We start from the raw sequence: 20,185 nt of genomic DNA, 5'->3' as shown, positions 1-20,185 counted from the left end.
GCGGCATGTTCTTCGGCAGGCGGCATGACATCAATTAAAAAGCATAGCGAATGGAGAGTCCCAGGCTGCTTGCTTCAAATTCAGTTGAAGGAGTAAACAGGAAGTGCGGCCTCCAGTCCAGTCCGAAATTTAGCGGAACGTCATTGATCTTGTAATCCAGCCCCACTATGGGAGAAACGCCGAAACCTGCATCGCCTCCACCGTCAGGGATGCCGAGGAACGGACCAATGCCGGCCAGCCATTTCAGACCTTCCGCATTTGGAATCTCTTTATGAAACTCATAAAGCGCACTGATAAAGAATGCGGTGTCATAGAATGTCAGGATCGCTTCCCCCGCATTATTGGGAGAAAAGAAATGTTTTCCTGTAATGCCAACGCCGCGGAAATCAATGTCTCCTACACGCAGGCCGATAGCGGTATTGTACTCAGTACCAGCATCTTGCGCAAAAGACGTGTTTTGCAGGCTCAGAAGCATGCCTGCAATAGCTGTTAAGGTTAAGAATAACTTTTTCATAATGATTGTTTGCAGGCAAAAGTAAGCAAGCCGGCGAATTCCCGAAATACCGAAAAACCAGTAATTACAAACTAATTGTTACATGTTAAGTAGCACAATGGCATTCTGGTTGCGTTATATCAGTAACAAATGACATAAAGGAGAACTTACAGTGAAAAAATATTTATTAGGCGTATTGGCCCTGGCCCTGCTGGCCGGGTGCGCAGTCCGAAAAGAAGGTTATGGCCCGCCGCGTGACCCCGGAAGTTATTATGAAAACCGCCCCGGGTATTATTATTATTATCCCGGCACCGATGTGTACTATGACCTTACCACAGGCAGGTATTTCTACCTGGTTGATGGAAGCTGGTTATATTCAAGCACCCTGCCGCCTTACTATTACGACCGGCTGGGGCGTTATGTAAGGGTGTACGTGCCGGACGGGTATCCTTATTACCATATCAGGGAACATGATCCCCGCGGGAACGCAAGGCCGCGTCCAAGAGAGGACGGCAACGATGCACGCCCCCGTCCAAGGCCGGAAAACCGGCCCCGGCCAAGGGATAACGATAATTCTCGGCCCGAAGCAAGGCCTCAGCCGCGTCCTGAATCAAGGCCCGAATCCCGGCCCCGTCAGACACCCGCTCCGCGCGAAAATCAGGGCAGCAGCGGCTCCGGCGACAATAACAGCCGCCCCAGACCAAGAAGCTTTTAGTCCTGATCAAAAGCGCGCTGTAAACGTAGTGCATAAAAAATATATTTAAACAAAAAAACGCCTGCGGCCCCGGAAAATGGGGCCGCAGGCGTTTTCTCCCTGCGAAAAGGAAACAGGCGGTTCTCCGCAAGTCCACGGCCGGAATACCCTTTCAGGAAATTCCGTCGAATTTGTCAAGTACTTTCAGAAGGGTCGCGAAATCTTTGGGATAAGGCGCGGTTACCGTTTTTTTCTCATCATCCATGAGTCTGAATGAAAGGCTGAAGGCATGTAAGGCAAAGCGCATGATGATTGACTGCTCTTCTTCCCCCCTTCCCAGGTGGTAATTCCGTTTCAGGGAAGAAAGGTAAACAGGTTTTCCACCGTATTGCTCATCATTGCAGATCACGGCCCGCTGCGTAGCCAGATGTATGCGTATCTGGTGCATTCTGCCGGTAAGCGGGCGGCATTCCGCCAGGGTATAATGCCTGAATAAACGGACGGTATTGAAGATGGTTTCCGCTTTCTTGCCCTCGCGCCGGTCTATTTTAACGTGACCTTTTCCAAGGTTCTGAATAGGAAGGTTCACCCGCAGATCCTTGAAATCATGAATTCCTTCCAGGACGGCATGATATACTTTATCCATTTCCCGGTGTTCAAACTGCATGGAAAAATGGCGGTATGCCGCAGAATGCTTGGCTATCAGAAGCACCCCGGAAGTTTCCTTGTCCAGGCGATGACATATCTGGGCATCTTCGTGGTAACTCTTTACCAGGCGCAGCATACTTTGACCTTCCCCGCTTCTCTCGTCCAGCGTGGAAAGAAAGGGAGGTTTGTTTACGGTGATAAGATCATCGTTCTCAAAAAGGATCAGCTCTTTAAACGGCGGAATTTTCATGGACATTTTTAAGAACGGCAAAAATAATGCAAAATAGCTACCTTTAATAACATGAATAAAATACTACCCCTTTTTGCAGGTTGTTTTTTCATTTACCTTCTTGCCGGCTTCAATGTACGGACAAATCCGGTACCCTTAGAAAAAGAAATCACCTATTACGTTTCTGCCCGAGGAAACGATTCCGGTCAGGGAACAAAGAAATTGCCTTTCAAAACCATTCAGAAAGCCCGGGACGTCATCAGGCAGCTCCCGGCTGACAACCGCCCTTCGGTTACGGTGCTTATACAGGGAGGCACCTATTATCTGCAGCATCCTGTTATTTTTAATAAAGAAGATGCCGGCACTGAAAGCGCGCCTGTCATCTATAAGGCTGTAAAAGGCGAAACGCCGGTCTTTACCGGAAGCGTCGCGCTGGATAACTGGGAGCCGGTAAAAGATCAGGAGGTTCTTCAGCATGTTAATCCCGAAATCCGGCGAAAACTTTATGTGCGCGACCTGGCAGCAGCAGGAATTACCAATTACGGCGATCCTGCCGAAAAGGGCCGGCGGCCGGCGTTATATTGCAACCAGCAATTACAAACGCTGGCCAGATGGCCGAACAAAGGCTTTACCCGTTCAGGGAAGGCAAAGGGAAAAACACCTCTTCCGGAGGTATGGACCGGGGAAAAAGGAACCAAAGAGGGCATTTTTGAATACCTGGACGAAAGGATAGATAAATGGGCAACTTCCCCCGATATTCGCCTGGGAGGATATTGGTTCTGGGACTGGAGCGAGCAGTATCACGAGGTAGAAAGGATTGACGCCGGCGCCAATACCATTTATATCAGGCAACCTTACCACGGATACGGTTACAAAGATCAGCTCAATTTTTTCGGCATGAATATTCTTTCCGAACTTGATCAGCCTGGAGAATGGTACCTGGACCGCCGGAAAGGCAAATTATACTGGTATCCGCCCGTAGACATGGCATCAAGCCCCACGGTAAGCCTGACCATATATGACCAGCCTTATATGGTGGAGATGAACGATGCGTCTTATCTTCAAATAGAAGGCCTTTACTTCCAGGAAAGCCGGGGAAGCGGCATCCTGATAAAAGGCGGGTCCCGTAACCTGGTCAAAAACTGCAGCGTGGAACGGCTGGGAACCGACGGGATCCATATTGAAGGCGGATCGCACCACGGCGTCAGCGGAACATACCTCGGGCACCTGGGATACTCGGGGCTCCGGGTCATCGGCGGCGACCGGGCCACGCTGGAGCCGGGCGGGCATTATGTGGAACATTGCATTGTCGAGCATTTCTCTCTCTTCAAGCGGACCTACGAACCGGCGGTGTATATGCAGGGGTGCGGCAATAGCATAAGGCATAATCGTTTCCAATATTCCTCCTCATCCGCCATGCGCCTGGAGGGAAATGATTTTCTTGTCGAATTCAATGAGATCGGGCATGTGGTAAATGAATCGGATGACCAGGGCGGCCTGGATGCCTGGTACAATCCCACTTACCGGGGAAACATAATTCGATATAATTACTGGCATGACATTACCGGAGGCTCACATGCCGGGGCGGCTGGTGTCCGGCTGGATGACATGATTTCCGGTTACACCGTGTACGGCAATATTTTCGAAAGGTGCGGATCCAAAAACTTCGGGGGTGTTCAGATACATGGCGGCAAGGATAATATAATAGACAATAACCTGTTCCTGGATTGCCAGTATGCGGTCAGCTTCACCCTATGGGGAAAGGATCGCTGGCTCAGGGAACTGGACAAACCGCAAATGAAGAAAAAGCTGTATGAAGAAGTGGATATCACTTCCCCCGCATACATGCAGAAGTACCCGGAACTTGCCCGCTTAAAGGAAAACGCGGATGTCAATATTCTCAGGAACAACCTGGCCATTGGGGCAAAGTCCCTGTTTAAAAACGGTCAGGATCAGGTGGCCGCGGGCAATCATTTAATTTCCCGTGAAGAAAAAAAGGAGTTAAGCGATTATCTTTCGCCCCGTTTTCTGAAAAGCTACGGCCTGCAGCCCATTCCTTTCGATAAGATCGGCCCTCAGAAAAAGCAATAAGAAATGTCCATATTGCGACCATTAAGCCTTTTTCAGAGTGAACCCGAAGGTGGTGCCAATCCCGGGCGTACTTCGCACATTAATGGTTTGCTCGTGCGATTCGATAATATGCTTCACGATGGAAAGCCCCAGGCCGGTACCGCCTTCAATCCGGGAACGGCTTTTATCCACGCGGTAAAAACGCTCGAATACCCTGGGAAGATGTTCGGGGCCGATACCCAGGCCGTTGTCGGTGATCTCGATCAGCACGTTTTCATCCATATCATACATACCGGCGAGTGTTTTGCCGTTTTGCCGGCCATATTTGATTGAATTGGTGATCAGGTTCACCAGCACCTGCCTGATGCGGTATTTATCTGCTTCCACGATCATGGTGTAATTGCAGCCTTCCTTGAAGTCAAGAATGATCTTTTTGTGGCTGGCCATGTATTCCAGCGAATCAAAGACATCCTTTATCAGGTCATTAATGTCGAATATTTCAAACTCCATGGACTCCCGGCCGGATTCAAGATTAGAAATAGCTTCCAGGTCATCCACCATGTCGGCTATGCGGTCGGCGCTTTTGGCGGCTTTATTGAGAAAATGCCGCAACACTTCCGGGTCATCCATCGCCCCGTCCAGCAGCGTATTAATGTATCCCTGGATATTAAAAATAGGCGTTTTCAGCTCATGCGCTACGTTTCCCAGGAACTCCTTGCGGTATTCTTCGGTCTTTTTCAGCGTTTCGATCTCTCCTTTCCGGGCTTCCGCCCATTCCTGCACGTCAGAGGCAACCGCCGCAATAGGATCGTCGCTGGAATCCCCGAAATAAGGAACGGAAGCGGAATCCGTCCGCTGTGTCTTGAGCTGATGAATGCTTTTATAGATCAGCTTGATTTTTCGGTAAATAAAATATTCAAGGGAATAATAGATCAGTATATACGCCACCAGGGTAACAACGGCCATGACCAGGAGGCCTTGAATAAAAGTAAGCCTGTAGACAATACTAAGTACACCTACCACCAGGGCAATCAGCAATGCGGTGAACAATGCCAGCATCCGCGGAGTAGGATTCTTGATCATAAATTATACTTCGAATATACCGATTACACTTCGAATTTATAGCCGACCCCCTTTATGGTGGTCACGTAATGGTCGCCGAGCTTTTCCCGGATCTTCCGTATATGCACGTCAATGGTACGATTGGTGACCACCACCGAATCTTCCCATATATTCTTCAGGATCACCTCCCGGCTGAACACTTTCCCGGGCTTGGAAGCAAGAAGGTACAGCAGTTCAAATTCTTTTTTGGCAAGGACCGTCTTTCTCCCGGCCTGGAACACCAGATAGGCTTCCCTGTCAATTACAAGGTCGTCTATTTCCAGCTTATCAGCAGGGGATTCGTCCGCATTAGAATTCCGTCTTAATATCGCGTTGATCCTGCTAAGCAGGGCGCGGGGCTTGATAGGTTTGGCAATATAATCATCGGCCCCGACATTAAATCCGGCTATTTCGGAGTATTCCTCGCTGCGTGCCGTCAGGAATACCATAAAGGTGTTTTTAAATTCCGGAAGCGCGCGCAACGTGCGGCAGGTTTCAATACCGTCCATCTTGGGCATCATGATATCCAGGATGATCATTTCCGGCAGAACCTTTTTCGCCATACTGATCGCCTCCTGTCCGTTTCCGGCCGAAAAAACCTGGTAACCTTCTTTCCTGAGGTTGTACTCGATCAGTTCCAGAATATCCGGCTCATCATCAACAATCAGTATTCTCTGCTTCCCTGTTGTCATATTGCATTTTTTGGTAAAAGTAAGGCGCCAAATGCAACATACTGTTAACGACGCATTAATTTATTGTTAAATCCTAATCTTAAATTAATGAGAATAACCTAATTAGAGAACATTTTGTTTAAAAAAGCCGACAATTGATCCCCGCGTAGGTTCCGCGCCAGAATCAGTCCTTCTTCATCCAACAAAAAGTTTGCGGGGATGGCATCGATACCGTAAACGGCAGCCGGCTCGGAATACCAGAATTTCAGATCGCTGACATGATAAGGCCACCCGAGATGGTCCTTTTCAATCGCCTTGACCCAGTCTTCCTTTTTCAAATCCAGGGAAACGGAGTAAATGGTAAACCCCTTGTCTTTATATTTTTGGTACTGGGCTACAATATTTGGGTTTTCCCGCCGGCAGGGGGCACACCAGGAGGCCCAGAAATCCACCAGCACTACTTTCCCGCGAAGGCTGCTGAGCGCTATTTCCTTTCCATCAGGATCAGGAAGAAGTATCTCAGGCGCACGCTGGCCCACTTCAGTGCCCACAGGAATTTCTTTCCCTGCCTGTTCTGCTTCACGGGTTCCGGCTCCTCCGCAGGAGAAGCATACCAGGATCAGTATCCAGACATAAGGCTTTAACATATTAGTCAGGCTTTTTCGAGTTTCTCCGCCATCAGCCGGTTTGCGGCTTTGGGATCGATCTTTCCCTTGCTCAGTTTCATCACCTCGCCCATGAACATCCCGATCAACCCCTTCTTTCCCGACTGGTATTGCTTCACCTTATCGGGATAACGGGCAATCACTTCTTCGATAAAGCCGGTAAGCTGGTCAGCGCTGTTATCTATTCCGACGCCGAGTTTTTCGATTAAGCTCGCCGGACCGGCTGAAGTATCTTTCAACATGGCCGGAAATACCGTCTGAGCGGCAACGGAATAGTTTAATTTTCCTTCGTCTATTAAGTTGATAAGCCCCGCCAGGCTGGCCGCAGGAACAGGAAAGCCAGCCATGCCCAGCCCTTCTTCATTCAGAAAGGATTTCACCGGCCCCATCAGCCAATTCGCGGCGGCCTTATAGTTTCGCGTTTCTGCTGTCATGGACTCGAAATACAATACCATTCGTTTGCTTTCGGTCAGCACCTGTGCATCATATTCGGGAAGGCTGTACTCATTTATCAGCTTTTGCTGCCATTCTTCCGGCAGCATAGGCAGTGTCGCCCGTATCTCCTGGATGTACTCTTCGGTCAGCAGCAGGGGCGGCATATCCGGCTCCGGAAAATAACGATAATCGTTAGCTGTTTCCTTCGCCCGAAGCGGCGTAGTTTCCCCCGAATCAGGATCGAAGTTGAGAGTGTGCTGTTCAATACTTCCGCCTGATTCCAGGATATCGATCTGGCGGCGGGCTTCAAAATCAATGGCCCGCTGCACGTTCCGGATGGAATTCAGGTTCTTAACCTCGCAGCGGGTGCCCAGCCGGGCCTCCCCTTTCAGGCGCACGGAAATATTGGCATCACAGCGCATGCTTCCCTCTTCCATATTCCCGTCGCATATCTCCAGGTAACGGAGTATCCTCCGTACTTCCGCAAGGTATAAGCCGGCTTCCTCGCCACTGCGGATATCCGGCTCGGAAACAATCTCAATCAGGGGAACACCTGCCCTGTTCAGGTCAATCAGTGAATTATGCTGGTCCTGATCGTGCATGCTCTTTCCCGCATCCTCTTCCATATGGATACGATGAATGCGAAGCTGCTTGTGGCTGCCGTCTTTCAGGCTTATCCTGATAAAACCATCATAACAGACAGGCATCGTATCCTGGGTGATCTGATACCCTTTAGGCAGATCAGCATAAAAATAATTCTTGCGTGCGAAAAAACTTTCCTTCCTGATGCTGCAATGTGTGGCCAGGCCCATTTTCACCGCATATTCGAGCAACTTTTCATTCACGACCGGAAGCGTGCCCGGATGGCCCAGCGATACGGGGCTTACATGAGTATTCGGCAAACCGCCGAACGCCGCCGGATCAGTAGAAAACGCTTTGCTTTGGGTAGACAATTGCGCATGTACTTCGAGACCGATCACGGCCTCGTACCTGCTGTACACCTTTCCCGTCATAAACTATACATCACATAATTTGATCCCTGCCGCCAGGGCGCCCAGTTTATCCTCTCCTTTCGGAATGAATTCCTGGGCCACATATCCATTGAATCCCGTTTCCGCGATGGCGCGCATCACGGCCGGGTAATAAATTTCCTGCGATTCGTCAATTTCGTTCCGGCCCGGCACACCAGCCGTATGGTAATGCCCGATGTACTGGTGATTATCCCGTATGGTCCGGATCATATCCCCCTCCATGATCTGCATATGGTAAATATCGTATAGCAATTTAAAACTCTCCGATCCCACGCTCTTTGCCAGCTCCGCCCCCCAGGCAGTATGGTCGCACATGTAGTCGGGGTGGTCCACCTTACTATTGAGCAGTTCCATGCAAACGGTCACCTTATGTTTTTCGGCCAGCGGCATAATGCGCTGCAGCCCCTTTTTACAATTTTCCAACCCTTCTTCTTCGTCCATGCCGTCCCTGTTCCCTGAAAAACAAATGATGTTCTTTATGCGAAAGCCGGATGCGGCCACCAGGGGAATATGCTCCTCAAAAAATTCAACGATCTTATCATGGTTCTCCATCCGGTTAAGGCCCTGGGGAATTCCTCCCGGAACGCCGCTAACCATCCCGCATTCGAGCCCGTATTTCTGCAGTAAAGGAAAATCAATTACCGTCAAAAGTTCAATAGACTGCAGCCCTAACTCCTTGCCGGCCTTACACAGGTCTTCCAGGCTGGTATCAGGAAAACACCATTTACATACAGAATGATTAATACGTCCTTTCATTTTGGGGTCCAGTTTTTTATCAGCAGCCGACAAACGGCCGGAAAGCGTGTCGGAAATCATTAATGCAGCGGTTCCCGCAGCCATTTTTCCCAGCGCCTGTCGTCTTGAAATAGTCATTTTATAAAGTGTTGCCGGCCAAACTTACATAAAAACCGGTAATTTCTGAATCAGAAAACAAAGCGGCTCGCCGCTCACCTGAAGTTCATAATTGACACCCACCCAAACGGATTGGCTTTCTAAGGTAAAATGAACTGCCTGGCCTTGTCCAGGGCCTTCTGCAGGCCGCCCGGGTCCTTGCCGCCGGCGGTGGCGTAAAAAGCCTGCCCGCCGCCGCCGCCGCGGATCTCTTTGCCAAGTTCCCGCACAATGGCCCCGGCATTCAGGCCCTTTTCTTTCACAAGTGCGTCGGAGATCATTACCGTCAGATGCGCTTTCCCGTCCAGTTCGGCGCCCAGTACCAGGAATAAGTTATCTACGGCGCTGCGAAGCTCGAAAGCCAGGCTTTTGATTGCCTCGGCAGAGGGTATTTGTACCTGGCGGGCAATCAGCCGGGCTCCGTTAAGTTCTTCCATACCCGCAAGCAGCTCGTCTTTTATCCCGGCCGCCTGCTGCAGCACCGCCTGCTCCTTTTCCTTTTTCAGCTGCTGGTTTTCCTGCAGTAAGGCCTGCAGGCTTTTCAACAGGTCGGAGGGGTTCTTCAATAAGTCGCGGCCCTGTTTTAAAACAGCCAGCTGCGTATTCACGTAGGTTTCGGCCTTCTCCGCCGTGATGGCTTCAATGCGGCGAACTCCCGCTGCCACCGCGCTTTCGGAGGTGATCTTTAGAAATCCAATCTGCCCGGTCGCCGCCACATGCGTGCCTCCGCAAAGTTCCCGGGAAAAATCCGGGTCAAAGGTGATCACCCGGACCAGGTCCCCGTATTTCTCGCCGAACAATGCGGTAACGCCTTCTTCCAGCGCATCCTGGTAAGGAACAAAGCGGCGTTCTTCCAGGGGAATGTTTTCGCGGATCCTTTCATTGACCAGGCGCTCCACCGCTGCCAGTTCCTCCTCGGTAAGGCGGGAGAAATGAGAAAAATCAAAACGCAGGTATTCCGGATTTACGAGGGAGCCCTTCTGTTGTACGTGAGCGCCCAGTACCTCTTTCAGGACGGCGTGCAGGAGGTGCGTGGCCGTATGATTCGCTGCCGTATCCCGACGCTTAGCCTGATCGACAATTGCCCGGAAACCAGCTTCAGGCTGAGCCGGAAGCGTTTCGGAAAAATGAACGATCAGGTTATTTTCTTTTTTAGTATCGATGATCGGGACCGATCCGCTTTCATTTGAAAGCACACCCGTATCGCCTACCTGACCGCCGCTTTCGCCATAGAAAGGTGTCTGGTCAAGTACGAGCTGGTATTGCTCTTTTCCTTTGGTGGTTATTTTCCGGTATTTAACAATGCGGGCTTCGCATTCCAGTTTATCATATCCTACAAATGCTGTTTCTATGCCGGGCAATAATTCTACCCAGTCCCCGGTATCCACGGCAGTAGCTGTTCTGGACCGCGCCTTTTGCTTTTCAAGCGCCTCCCGGTAAGCTTCCATATCCACTTCAAGGCCCTTCTCCCTGGCCAGCAATTGGGTAAGATCCACAGGAAAACCATACGTATCGTACAATTCGAAGGCGAATGCGCCTTCTACCTTTCCTCCGGCAGCTTGTTCGCCCGCGGTTTGCCCGGCTTCAGCGGACGTAGCCTGCAGCTCTTCCGCGTACTTTTCAAAGCGTTGTATTCCGCCGGCGAGCGTTCGCAGGAATGCCGCCTCTTCTTCCTGGATTACTTTCTTCACGAATTCCTTCTGCTCCGTTAACTCACTGAACACGCCGTTGAACTGTCCGGCCAGCACGTCTGTCAGCTGGTAAAGGAAAGGTTCTTTAAAGCCCAGGAAAGTAAACCCGTAACGCAGTGCGCGGCGCAAGATCCGCCGTATCACGTAACCGGCCCCGGTATTAGCCGGCAGCTGCCCGTCCGTAATGGCAAAGGCAATAGCGCGGATATGATCGGCCATTACCCGCATGGCCACGCTCTCCATCTTGTCTTTCCCATATTCTTTCCCGCTTCGGTCGGCAATGTAACGGATCAGTGGCTGAAAAACATCCGTATCATAGCTGGAAGTCTTGCCCTGCAGCGCCATGCAAAGCCGCTCAAAGCCCATGCCCGTATCTACATGCTTTGTTGGAAGCGCTTCAAGGTTTCCGTCCGCTTTCCGGTTGTACTGGATAAAAACATTATTCCATATCTCCACCACCAGGGGATGATCCCTGTTCACCAGTTCCTTCCCCTCCAGCAACGCTCTTTCCGCATCAGGACGAAGATCAATATGAATTTCCGAACAGGGGCCGCAGGGGCCGGTATCACCCATTTCCCAGAAATTATCTTTTTTACTTCCTTCGAGTATGCGGCCCGGGGCAATATGCTGTTTCCAGCACTCAAGCGCCTCTTCGTCCTTTACAAGGGATTCCCCTGCATCTCCTTCAAAGATGGTGACATACAGCCGGTCTTCCGGCAGGCCGTACACCCTGGTAAGCAGCTCCCAGCTCCAGGAAACGGCCTCCTTCTTAAAATAATCTCCGAAACTCCAGTTCCCGAGCATTTCAAACATGGTATGATGATAGGTATCATAACCTACTTCTTCCAGGTCATTATGCTTGCCCGAAACCCGCAGGCATTTTTGCGTGTCCGCTACACGAGGCCACTCGGGCGATCTTACGCCCAGGAAAATATCCTTGAACTGGTTCATTCCCGCATTGGTGAACATTAGGGTAGGATCATTTTTGATCACCAGGGGGGCGGATGGGACGATCTCATGCCCTTTGGCCGCAAAAAAATCCAGGAAAGCGCTCCTTATCTCGTTAGAAGTCATTTTTTACAGAAAATTTGCCGGCAAAATTAGCCTTTTATTTTGGATTTAGCATTGAAATCCAACCGGCTCAAGGCTTTGCATCTCAAAAAGTTTGTCTATCTTTAGGACCTTAAACGAACCGGACCTTCAATGAATAAGGTAAAGTACTATTACAATACCCATACGTTAAAATACGAAAAGGTAGAAGTTAGTATATCCAGGAAGGCTTACCGCATCTTCGGTTTTTTTGCTGCAGTTGCGGTTTTTTCTGCCATCATCATTTCGATCGCTTATTCCTACCTGGATTCGCCCAAAGAAAAACGCCTGAAACGGGAAATCAGCCAGCTGGAACTCCAGTATGATATATTGCAGAACCGTATGCAGCAAATGGAAGTGGTACTGAACGACCTCCAGGATCGCGATAACAATATTTATCGCGTGGTTTTCGAAGCGGAGCCCATTCCGCTGGAAGTGAGGCAGGCCGGTTTTGGCGGTACCAACCGTTACAAACACCTTGAAAATTTCGATTACGGAAAGCTCATGGTCAGTACGACGGAAAAACTCGAACAACTTTCCAGGCAGTTGTACGTCCAGTCAAAGTCTTACGACTTCCTGATCAACTCGGTAAAGAACAAACACAAAATGCTTGCTTCCGTGCCTGCCATCCAGCCTATTTCCAACAAAAAGCTGAAACATATGGCTTCCGGTTACGGTATGCGCATCCATCCTATTTATAAAACGGCAAAGATGCATTACGGGATGGATTTCACCGCCCCGCGCGGCACAGAGATTTATGCCACCGGCGACGGCACAATAAAAAAGGCCGAAACCGACAGGGGCTTTGGGAACCATGTGGTGATTCAGCACGGATACGGCTATGAATCCTTATACGGGCATATGAGTAAAATCCTCGTAAAGCCTGGCGAGAAGGTAAAACGCGGAGAAGTCATCGGGCTGGTCGGCAACTCCGGAACTTCCACGGCCCCCCATGTTCATTACGAAGTACATAAGAACGGAAAGCCGGTAAACCCGGTTCATTTTTACTTCAATGATCTCACGCCGGCGGAGTATCAGCACATGCTGAAAATCTCCTCGCAGGCCAATCAGTCCTTTGACTAGAGGAGCCTGGCCGGAGAAATCGGAAAAAACAAGAAGTATGCCTTACAAAGAGCGCGAAATAAACAAACTTTATTACAGTATCGGGGAAGTTGCCCGGATGTTTGACGTCAACGCCTCTCTGATCCGCTTCTGGGAAAAGGAATTTGAGATCCTGCAGCCCCGGAAGAACAAAAAAGGCAACCGCCTGTTCACCCAGGAAGACCTCGAAAACCTGAAGATCATCTACCACCTCGTAAAAGAAAAAGGATACACGCTCCAGGGCGCCAAGGAATACCTGAAAAGCAACAAAGGCACTGAATCTGAACGCCAGAAAGTTCTCGACTCCCTTCAAAAACTCCGCAGTTTCTTAGTGGAATTGAAGGAAGAGCTATAGTGGCGGCTCCGGGGGGCAATGGCAAGAAGTCCTGCGTGCGCGCTGCGTGCGGTTTGATTGCCCGGACTCGTTCAGGCAATTTGTGCAGCGGAGCCGCACGAATTGACATCGCTCGCTGCGGGCAATCGAAGCCTTGCATACTGCCCACCCACCGCCTTCAAAACCGGAATCCAGCCTGAACGAGTACGAACTCCCCAAACCCCCGCGCAGCGGCACCCCCGAAGCCGAAAAACAGGAAAATAATCCATGATTCTCTCAGGATTCTCCATTGCTTTCAACAAGCGCCCTGTTTACTTTTGAGATTAATACGTAAATTTAGCAAGGTCCGATATTCTTGAGCTTGATGAGGCACTCTTTAAAAAATAAATTACTGGCAGGCGGCACGTTGGCTATTTTGCTGATCATCCTGGCAATTGTATTCCGGCCGGAAGAACAAGTAGATTTCAGCACACAGGTGAAGCCCATCCTGAACAAACATTGCATCAGCTGTCATGGAGGGGTAAAGCAGAACGGAGGTTTCAGCGTGCTTTTCAGGGAGCAGGCAATGGATACAACGGAGTCCGGAAAGCCGGCGATTATTCCGGGAGATGCAAAGCATAGCGAATTTATCCGCCGTCTTACAGCGGAAGACCCTGAAGAACGCATGCCATATAAGAACCCGCCTCTGAGTAAGGAAGAGATCGATATTCTTACCCGCTGGATTGATCAGGGCGCCAAATGGGGTAAACATTGGGCTTACACACTGCCTGAAAAGGTGAGCCTACCCGAAAACAACAGCCTGCTGGCTTCTTTCTTCAGCAGTAGCACGGAAGATAATGCATCAACGCCTATTGACCGCTTCATTCTTAAAAAACTGGAGGAAAAGGACCTGGAACCCTCACCTGAGGCCGAAAAAGCCACGTTGCTGCGCCGCCTTTCCCTTGACCTTACCGGGCTACCTCCGGATGAGGATCTTGTTGAGGCTTTCCTTGCCGATAATTCTGCAGACGCTTACGAAAAAATAGTCGACACGCTACTGGCTTCTCCTCATTTTGGGGAACGCTGGACTGCCTGGTGGCTGGATATGGCGCGATATTCCGATACCAAGGGTTATGAAAAGGACAGGTCCCGTGAAATCTGGCGGTTTCGTGACTGGGTAATCCAGGCCTTCAATGAAGACAAGCCTTTTGACGAATTCACCATTGAACAGCTGGCGGGTGACCTGCTTCCAACTCCCACCAGGGAGCAACTGGTTGCCACTGCTTTCCACAGGAATACGATGAATAATGATGAAGGGGGGACCGACAGCGAGGAATACCGGATCGCCTCCGTCATTGACAGGGTCAATACCACCTGGGAGGTTTGGCAAAGCACAACCTTCGCCTGCGTTCAATGCCACAGCCATACCTATGATCCTTTTCATTTCGAAGAATATTATGAGTTCATGGCCTTTTTCAACAATACGCGCGATGAAGACACAGAGGGCGATTTTCCCAAGCTTCGCTTCTACAGTGAAGAGGAGCAGAAAGAAGTAGAAGAAATAAAAAGCTGGGTGGCACGCTATGGAGATAAGACCGATCAGGATGCGGTCGGTCAGTTCCTGAAGGTACTTGAACCAAAAATAAATGCGCATACGTGCGACGAATTTGTAAACGGAACCCTGGCGGATACCAAATGGCTGAGTATCCGCCACCAGGGCAGCTGCCGGATGCCTTCTGTAGATACCCGGGGAGCTTCACGCTTCTATATTAACTACTGGACAGGATCCTCCGGCGGGAAAATGGAGATCCGGCTGGACAGCGTTTCCGGCCCTTCCATCGCCAGTATCGACCTGCCCGCCACCCAGGGACGACAAATTATTTCCGCTCCCGTAACACCTGTTGAAGGAAGGCATGACTTGTACCTTGTATTCATTAATCCGACGATAGACTCCCGTCAATCAGTATGTTATGTAGAGTGGATGGCTTTCCGGGATCCCCTTCCCGGCGAAGGAGAAGCAGGCTACGGGGAAATAAAGGAAAGCTTTTTCCAGCTAGTTAACGCGAACCCGTCTACCGTTCCGGTCATGGTGGAGAACCCGCCGCACATGAGCAGGACTACCCAGGTATTTGAACGGGGAAACTGGATGGTGAAGGGAGAAGTCGTGCAGCCGGACGTGCCGGACGAACTGAACGATTTTCCTGAAGGAGCGCCGCGGAACCGGCTGGGCCTGGCGCAATGGCTGGTAAGCCCGGAAAACCCGCTCACAGCCAGAACGATGGTCAATCGTTTTTGGGAACAGCTTTTCGGCCGCGGGCTCGTGGAAACGCTCGAAGACATGGGCTCCCAGGGAAGCTTGCCCACGCATCCGGCCTTGCTGGACTGGCTCGCCCTGCGCTTTGTGAACGAAATGGACTGGAGTATGAAGAAACTGCTGAAGGAAATGGTGATGTCAGCCACGTACCGGCAATCTTCCAAAGCCAGCCCGGAACTGATCCGGAAAGACCCTGATAATAAATGGTATGCCAGGGGGCCCCGCTTCCGCCTGAGCGCCGAACAGGTGCGTGACCAGGCATTAGCGGTGAGCGGCCTGCTAAGCGATAAAATGTTCGGCCCCAGCGTCATGCCCTGGCAGCCGGAAGGCGTATGGCAAACCGTTTACAGCGGGGAATACTGGAAACTCAGCGAAGGAGAAGACCAGTACCGGCGGGCGGTCTACACCTTCCATAAACGCACCAGCCCCTACCCTTCCTTTATCAGCTTTGATGCCACCAGCCGGGAAGTTTGCCTGGTACAGCGGATCACTACCAATACGCCCCTGCAGGCGCTGGTGACCCTGAATGACCCGGTTTACCAGGAAGCCTCACGAAGCCTGGCGTTGAAAATGGAGCAGGCAGGCGATAAAGATATAAAAGCGGCCATCCGGGAAGGATACCAGCGAGCCATGCTGAAGCCGATTCCCGAAGAAAAGCTGGAAGTACTGGAAAAGCTGTACCGGCAGGCCTATCAAAAATACAAGGAAGAACCGGAAGAAGCCCGGAAATTATTAATGCTTCCCGCCGAAGCGGACCTCACGGGGGCCACTCCCCAGCGGGCAGCACTCACCATTGTGGCGAATGCCATAATGAACCTGGACGAATTTTTAACAAAATCATGAGATCGTCATGAACGAGAAATTACTTAAAGAAGCCAACCAGAAAGCGCTTAGTTATATCACCCGGCGGCATTTCCTGCTTGACTGCGTAGCCGGCATGGGCAGCATTGCCCTCGGTTCGCTGCTGGCAGGATGCGGCAGTAGTATCGCAGGTACGGGAGCGGCTCCATCACTCATAGACCCGGCGAATCCCATGGCGCCCAAGATACCGCACTTTGCTCCCCGCGCAAAGAGTGTGATCTACCTGCACATGGCCGGCGCCCCTTCCCAGCTGGAATTATTCGACTATAAACCCGAACTGCATAAACTCCATAATAAACCCTGCCCCCCTCCCTGCTGGAAGGGAAAAAGTTCGCTTTTATCCGCGGTGTACCTCAGATGCTGGGGCCTCAGGCCGAATTCAGGCAATACGGCGAAAGCCGCGCCTGGGTATCGGATCACCTGCCTCATTTTTCACAGGTGGTAGACGAGGTCAGCTTTCTTAAAGCCGTACATACCGATCAGTTCAACCACGGCCCCGCCCAGCTGTTCATGCATACCGGCAGTCCGCGGCTGGGAAGACCGAGCATTGGCTCTTGGGTCACCTACGGGCTGGGTTCGGAAAACAGCAACCTGCCCGGCTTCGTAGTCCTTACGTCCGGCGGAAAAACTCCCGACGCAGGCAAAAGCGTATGGGGAAGCGGCTTTCTCCCTTCGGTTTACCAGGGAGTACAATGCCGCTCCAAAGGCGATCCCGTGCTGTACATCAGCGACCCGGAAGGCATTGACCGCGATCTGAAGAAGCAAACGATCAATGCCATTAACGAAGTTAACCGGCAGGAGTACGAGGCTTTTCACGACCCGGAGATCATCACCCGTATCAGCCAATATGAAATGGCCTATAAAATGCAGGTCGCCGTTCCGGATGTCATGAATATCAATGACGAACCGGAATATATCCACGAGTTATACGGCACGGAACCCGGCCAGGAATCCTTTGCCAACAATTGCCTGCTTGCCCGTAAACTGGTAGAAAAAGGCGTGCGCTTTGTTCAGTTATTTGACTGGGGATGGGACAGTCACGGCACGGATAAAAGCACGGCCATAAATGTAGGTTTCCGCAGCAAATGCCAGCAAATAGACCGGGCCATGACAGCCCTCCTGATGGACCTGAAACAGCGAGGGTTGCTTGACGAGACCCTCGTAGTCTGGGGTGGAGAGTTTGGCCGCACGCCCATGCAGGAAAACCGGGGGAACCAGGAAATGCCCTTTTTGGGAAGAGACCATCATACCGATGCCTATACGATCTGGATGGCCGGCGGCGGCGTTAAGCGGGGAGGCAGCTACGGGGAAACCGACGAGATTGGCTTTGAAGCGCTGAGTGGTAAAACTTCCGTGCATGATGTACATGCCACCATGCTGCATCTGCTTGGTTTCGATCATGAACGACTAACTTATGAATTCCAGGGAAGACCTTTCCGCCTGACCGATGTGGCGGGGGAAGTTGTCCGCCCCATTATAGCCTGAGATCAATGACCAGAATCCTTGTTATTTTAATGCTTTCCATGCTTACTCTTTCTACCATGACGAACAGTCAGCAACTGCCCGCAGGTTCGGAGCTTAATGATCTGAAAATCAAATTTTTCTGTACCAATTGGGGGATGCAGGAATCCTGGGACAGCTTTTGCGCAAAGGCGAAGGCCGCCGGATACGACGGGGTAGAAACCTGGCTGCCGGGAAACGAAGAAGAACGGGCCGCCATGTTCAGCGCTTTTGAAAAATACGGCCTGGAGTTCATTTTCCTGAACAGCGGAAATGGGAAAGATTTTGAAAGCTACCTGGATAATTTTACGCAGAACCTGCAGCGCGTGGTGAGTTATAAGCCGGTGTTGGTGAACTGTCATACAGGGAAGGATCATTTTAGCTTTGGACAAAACCAGGCGCTGATCGCCGCGGCGGCAGCGATCAGCAGGGAAAGCGGTATTCCCGTCGTGCATGAAACCCACCGGGGGCGTTTCAGTTTTGCCGCTCATATTACCAAAGAATATTTGGAAAAAATACCGGACCTGCGCCTGACCCTGGATATTTCTCACTGGTGCAACGTTCACGAATCCATGCTCGGCGATCAGGAAGCGGCGGTTTCGCTGGCCTTGAGCCGCACGGACCATATTCATACCCGCGTGGGCTTCCCGGAAGGCCCCCAGGTGAACGATCCCCGCGCCCCGGAATGGAAAGACGTGCTGGAACAGCACCTGGAATGGTGGGACGGCGTAGTGGGCGCTAAAATAAAACAAGGTGGCAGCCTGCTTACCATTACTCCTGAATTCGGCCCGCCGGACTATATGCCCACCCTGCCATACACCCGGCAGCCGGTAAGCAGTCAATGGGATATTAACGTATATATGATGAACCTGCTGAAAGCAAGATACGGCAAGAAATAGTAATGGAAGAAATCATCTCGTTCATTGGAAGCTGGCATCCTTTGCTGGTGCATTTACCCATCGGTATGCTTATTATGGCCTTCCTGCTGGAGTGGGTCGCCAGGAAAGAAAAATACGCGGCCTTCCGGCCTGCTGTTCCAGCTATTCTGCTGGCAGGAAGCATCGCAGCTATTTTGTCCTGCGTTGCAGGTTATTTCCTGTCCCTTGGCGGCGGATATAATGAAACTACGCTTGCCTGGCATAAATGGCTGGGTATCCTGGTGGCCGCAGCCGCCACCTTTGCCTGGTTGCTGAAGCGTTTTCCGACGCTGCTTCCGCGTATGAACACGCTTCATTTCCCCTTGCTCGTATTCCTGATGCTCCTTCTTACCGCCGCAGGGCACTACGGCGGTTCGCTTACGCATGGTTCGGATTACCTGAGCAAAAACCTGCCTGGCCCGGTGCGCGGCATATTCGGACTTTCTTCGCTGCAGGCAGCAGAATTGCCGGTAATCCCCGATGTGCAGGAAGCCGCTGTTTTTAACGAGGTGGTCCTCCCGGTATTATCCCAGCGCTGCGTAAGCTGCCACAATGAAGATAAGATGAAAGGCGAGCTGCGCCTGGATTCCAGGGAAATGATCCTGAAAGGCGGTGAAGGAGGCCCTATCCTTTCTCCGGGTAGACCGGCGGAAAGCGAACTGATCAGCCGCTTGCTGCTTCCGGAAGATCACGACGATCATATGCCGCCGAAGGGAAAGACACCGCTTACCGAAGAGCAGATCAGCCTCCTTCACTGGTGGATTGCCTCAGGAGCGCCTTTCGACAAAAAAGTAAAGGAAATAAGCCAGCCCGATTCCATCAAGCCGCTATTGCTGGCCCTGGAGTCCGGCGCAGCAGGGAAAGCCCATGCTTTTCTTCCGGAAGGCGAAGCCCCGGAGCCGGCCCCTGCAAGCAGCCTGGAAGCGCTCAGGGCAAGAGGTATCAAAGTGCTGCCCGTTGCGCAGGAAAGCACCTACCTGCAGGTAAGCTGCATTAATGACACGACTTTCGGAGATGCCGAAACAGCGCTCCTGCTGCCTTTGAAGGAGCAACTCGTATGGCTTGACCTGGGTAATACCGAAATTGGCAATGAAGGTCTGAAAAACCTGGCAAGCCTGGAAAATCTAACCCGTCTTCACCTGGCCCATACCAATGTGGGCGACCAGGGACTGTCTTTTTTGGCCGCCAGCAAAAACCTCGGATTTCTGAACCTGTATGACACGCAGGTAACCGACCAGGGACTGCAGCATCTGAAGAACCTGACTGCCCTGCAGGAAGTGCATCTTTATCAAACCGGGGTCAGCGCCGCCGGCCTGCAGCAGTTAAGAGATAACCGGCCGGAACTAAGGGTGGACACGGGCAACTACCGCCTTCCCCTCCTGGCTGCAGATACTGTTCAATTCTAAATCCGGTCTGTGTAATAATAATGCTGTGCAGTATCTTAACTGCAAGCTGCGCCGCGTTTTACTTT

17 protein-coding genes are annotated in these 20,185 nt (G+C 51.3%); 9 read left to right on the top strand and 8 right to left on the bottom strand.

The genetic code is table 11. The features are described 5' to 3' along the window. Positions 1-34 precede the first annotated feature (34 nt). Entirely contained in the window at positions 35-514 is a 480-nt protein-coding gene (locus FRZ59_RS11765) for a hypothetical protein (protein WP_132129133.1), read from the bottom strand. Positions 515-665: 151 nt separating this feature from the next. On the opposite strand from FRZ59_RS11765, the gene FRZ59_RS18615 reads away from it, so the two are divergent. Continuing rightward, positions 666-1,208 (top strand): hypothetical protein, encoded by a 543-nt coding sequence (locus tag FRZ59_RS18615; RefSeq protein ID WP_192901574.1) that lies wholly within the window; start codon positions 666-668, stop codon positions 1,206-1,208. 151 nt (positions 1,209-1,359) lie between these two features. Here the strand turns inward: FRZ59_RS18615 and FRZ59_RS11755 are convergent, their stop codons facing one another. Then, positions 1,360-2,085: an RluA family pseudouridine synthase gene (locus FRZ59_RS11755; RefSeq protein ID WP_132129255.1), complete on the bottom strand. Its 726-nt coding sequence runs from the start codon at positions 2,083-2,085 to the stop codon at positions 1,360-1,362. A gap of 51 nt (positions 2,086-2,136) precedes the next feature. Between FRZ59_RS11755 and FRZ59_RS11750 the strand changes: the two genes are divergently transcribed. Next, on the top strand, positions 2,137-4,155 hold the full coding sequence (locus tag FRZ59_RS11750; RefSeq protein ID WP_132129132.1) for a right-handed parallel beta-helix repeat-containing protein: 2,019 nt from the start codon (positions 2,137-2,139) through the stop codon (positions 4,153-4,155). 21 nt (positions 4,156-4,176) lie between these two features. Here FRZ59_RS11750 and FRZ59_RS11745 read toward each other — a convergent pair whose 3' ends face one another. The 6 genes from FRZ59_RS11745 to alaS form a co-directional block, all read right to left on the bottom strand. Continuing rightward, on the bottom strand, positions 4,177-5,217 hold the full coding sequence (locus tag FRZ59_RS11745) for a sensor histidine kinase (RefSeq protein WP_132129131.1): 1,041 nt from the start codon (positions 5,215-5,217) through the stop codon (positions 4,177-4,179). 23 nt (positions 5,218-5,240) lie between these two features. Beyond that, positions 5,241-5,927 carry a response regulator transcription factor gene (locus FRZ59_RS11740; RefSeq protein ID WP_132129130.1) on the bottom strand — a complete coding sequence of 229 codons (687 nt, stop codon included), beginning with the start codon at positions 5,925-5,927 and terminating at the stop codon, positions 5,241-5,243. Between the two features lie 98 nt (positions 5,928-6,025). After that, a complete protein-coding gene (locus FRZ59_RS11735; RefSeq protein WP_132129129.1) occupies positions 6,026-6,553 on the bottom strand; it encodes a peroxiredoxin family protein in 528 nt (175 codons plus the stop codon). 5 nt (positions 6,554-6,558) lie between these two features. Continuing rightward, positions 6,559-8,019 carry an Asp-tRNA(Asn)/Glu-tRNA(Gln) amidotransferase subunit GatB gene (gene gatB / locus FRZ59_RS11730; protein ID WP_132129128.1) on the bottom strand — a complete coding sequence of 487 codons (1,461 nt, stop codon included), beginning with the start codon at positions 8,017-8,019 and terminating at the stop codon, positions 6,559-6,561. A gap of 3 nt (positions 8,020-8,022) precedes the next feature. Next, the gene (locus FRZ59_RS11725) at positions 8,023-8,910 is read right to left on the bottom strand and encodes a hydroxypyruvate isomerase family protein (protein WP_132129127.1); all 888 of its coding nucleotides are present in this window, start codon (positions 8,908-8,910) and stop codon (positions 8,023-8,025) included. 119 nt (positions 8,911-9,029) lie between these two features. After that, entirely contained in the window at positions 9,030-11,693 is a 2,664-nt protein-coding gene (gene alaS / locus FRZ59_RS11720; protein WP_132129126.1) for an alanine--tRNA ligase, read from the bottom strand. 129 nt (positions 11,694-11,822) lie between these two features. Here alaS and FRZ59_RS11715 point away from each other — a divergent pair, with 129 nt between their 5' ends. The 7 genes from FRZ59_RS11715 to FRZ59_RS11690 all read left to right on the top strand — a co-directional run bounded on the left by FRZ59_RS11715 (position 11,823) and on the right by FRZ59_RS11690 (position 20,120). Then, the gene (locus tag FRZ59_RS11715; protein WP_132129125.1) at positions 11,823-12,791 is read left to right on the top strand and encodes a M23 family metallopeptidase; all 969 of its coding nucleotides are present in this window, start codon (positions 11,823-11,825) and stop codon (positions 12,789-12,791) included. A gap of 37 nt (positions 12,792-12,828) precedes the next feature. After that, positions 12,829-13,164: a MerR family transcriptional regulator gene (locus FRZ59_RS11710; protein WP_132129124.1), complete on the top strand. Its 336-nt coding sequence runs from the start codon at positions 12,829-12,831 to the stop codon at positions 13,162-13,164. 343 nt (positions 13,165-13,507) lie between these two features. After that, positions 13,508-16,279, top strand: a complete 2,772-nt coding sequence (locus FRZ59_RS11705) for a DUF1553 domain-containing protein (protein ID WP_132129123.1) — start codon at positions 13,508-13,510, stop codon at positions 16,277-16,279. Between the two features lie 7 nt (positions 16,280-16,286). Beyond that, a complete protein-coding gene (locus FRZ59_RS19485; RefSeq protein ID WP_262713119.1) occupies positions 16,287-16,742 on the top strand; it encodes a DUF1501 domain-containing protein in 456 nt (151 codons plus the stop codon). Further along, entirely contained in the window at positions 16,655-17,782 is a 1,128-nt protein-coding gene (locus FRZ59_RS11700; protein ID WP_262713118.1) for a DUF1501 domain-containing protein, read from the top strand. Before FRZ59_RS19485 ends, FRZ59_RS11700 begins: the two co-directional genes overlap by 88 nt. Positions 17,783-17,787: 5 nt before the next feature. Beyond that, complete coding sequence (locus tag FRZ59_RS11695; protein ID WP_225975040.1) at positions 17,788-18,696, top strand: sugar phosphate isomerase/epimerase family protein; 909 nt, start codon at positions 17,788-17,790, stop codon at positions 18,694-18,696. Positions 18,697-18,698: 2 nt separating this feature from the next. Continuing rightward, the gene (locus tag FRZ59_RS11690) at positions 18,699-20,120 is read left to right on the top strand and encodes a c-type cytochrome domain-containing protein (protein ID WP_132129121.1); all 1,422 of its coding nucleotides are present in this window, start codon (positions 18,699-18,701) and stop codon (positions 20,118-20,120) included. The last annotated feature ends 65 nt before the right edge of the window (positions 20,121-20,185 follow it).

It is taken from the genome of Anseongella ginsenosidimutans (assembly GCF_008033235.1).
In the GTDB taxonomy this organism is placed as follows: Bacteria; Bacteroidota; Bacteroidia; order Sphingobacteriales; family Sphingobacteriaceae; genus Anseongella; species Anseongella ginsenosidimutans.
Note: the sequence above shows the minus strand (reverse complement) of the source record. Positions and strands in the feature narration are given on the sequence as shown.

Bases quoted from the DNA above. Each gene is read 5' to 3' on its own strand.
- FRZ59_RS11690 (WP_132129121.1), top strand. From the start codon at position 18,699: ATGGAAGAAATCATCTCGTTCATTGGAAGCTGGCATCCTTTGCTGGTG.
- alaS (WP_132129126.1), bottom strand. From the start codon at position 11,693: ATGACTTCTAACGAGATAAGGAGCGCTTTCCTGGATTTTTTTGCGGCC.
- FRZ59_RS11705 (WP_132129123.1), top strand. From the start codon at position 13,508: ATGAGGCACTCTTTAAAAAATAAATTACTGGCAGGCGGCACGTTGGCT.
- FRZ59_RS11725 (WP_132129127.1), bottom strand. From the start codon at position 8,910: ATGACTATTTCAAGACGACAGGCGCTGGGAAAAATGGCTGCGGGAACC.
- FRZ59_RS11750 (WP_132129132.1), top strand. From the start codon at position 2,137: ATGAATAAAATACTACCCCTTTTTGCAGGTTGTTTTTTCATTTACCTT.
- FRZ59_RS11710 (WP_132129124.1), top strand. From the start codon at position 12,829: ATGCCTTACAAAGAGCGCGAAATAAACAAACTTTATTACAGTATCGGG.
- FRZ59_RS11755 (WP_132129255.1), bottom strand. From the start codon at position 2,085: ATGAAAATTCCGCCGTTTAAAGAGCTGATCCTTTTTGAGAACGATGAT.
- FRZ59_RS11715 (WP_132129125.1), top strand. From the start codon at position 11,823: ATGAATAAGGTAAAGTACTATTACAATACCCATACGTTAAAATACGAA.
- FRZ59_RS11700 (WP_262713118.1), top strand. From the start codon at position 16,655: ATGCTGGGGCCTCAGGCCGAATTCAGGCAATACGGCGAAAGCCGCGCC.
- FRZ59_RS11740 (WP_132129130.1), bottom strand. From the start codon at position 5,927: ATGACAACAGGGAAGCAGAGAATACTGATTGTTGATGATGAGCCGGAT.
- FRZ59_RS11745 (WP_132129131.1), bottom strand. From the start codon at position 5,217: ATGATCAAGAATCCTACTCCGCGGATGCTGGCATTGTTCACCGCATTG.
- FRZ59_RS11735 (WP_132129129.1), bottom strand. From the start codon at position 6,553: ATGTTAAAGCCTTATGTCTGGATACTGATCCTGGTATGCTTCTCCTGC.
- gatB (WP_132129128.1), bottom strand. From the start codon at position 8,019: ATGACGGGAAAGGTGTACAGCAGGTACGAGGCCGTGATCGGTCTCGAA.
- FRZ59_RS11695 (WP_225975040.1), top strand. From the start codon at position 17,788: ATGACCAGAATCCTTGTTATTTTAATGCTTTCCATGCTTACTCTTTCT.
- FRZ59_RS19485 (WP_262713119.1), top strand. From the start codon at position 16,287: ATGAACGAGAAATTACTTAAAGAAGCCAACCAGAAAGCGCTTAGTTAT.
- FRZ59_RS11765 (WP_132129133.1), bottom strand. From the start codon at position 514: ATGAAAAAGTTATTCTTAACCTTAACAGCTATTGCAGGCATGCTTCTG.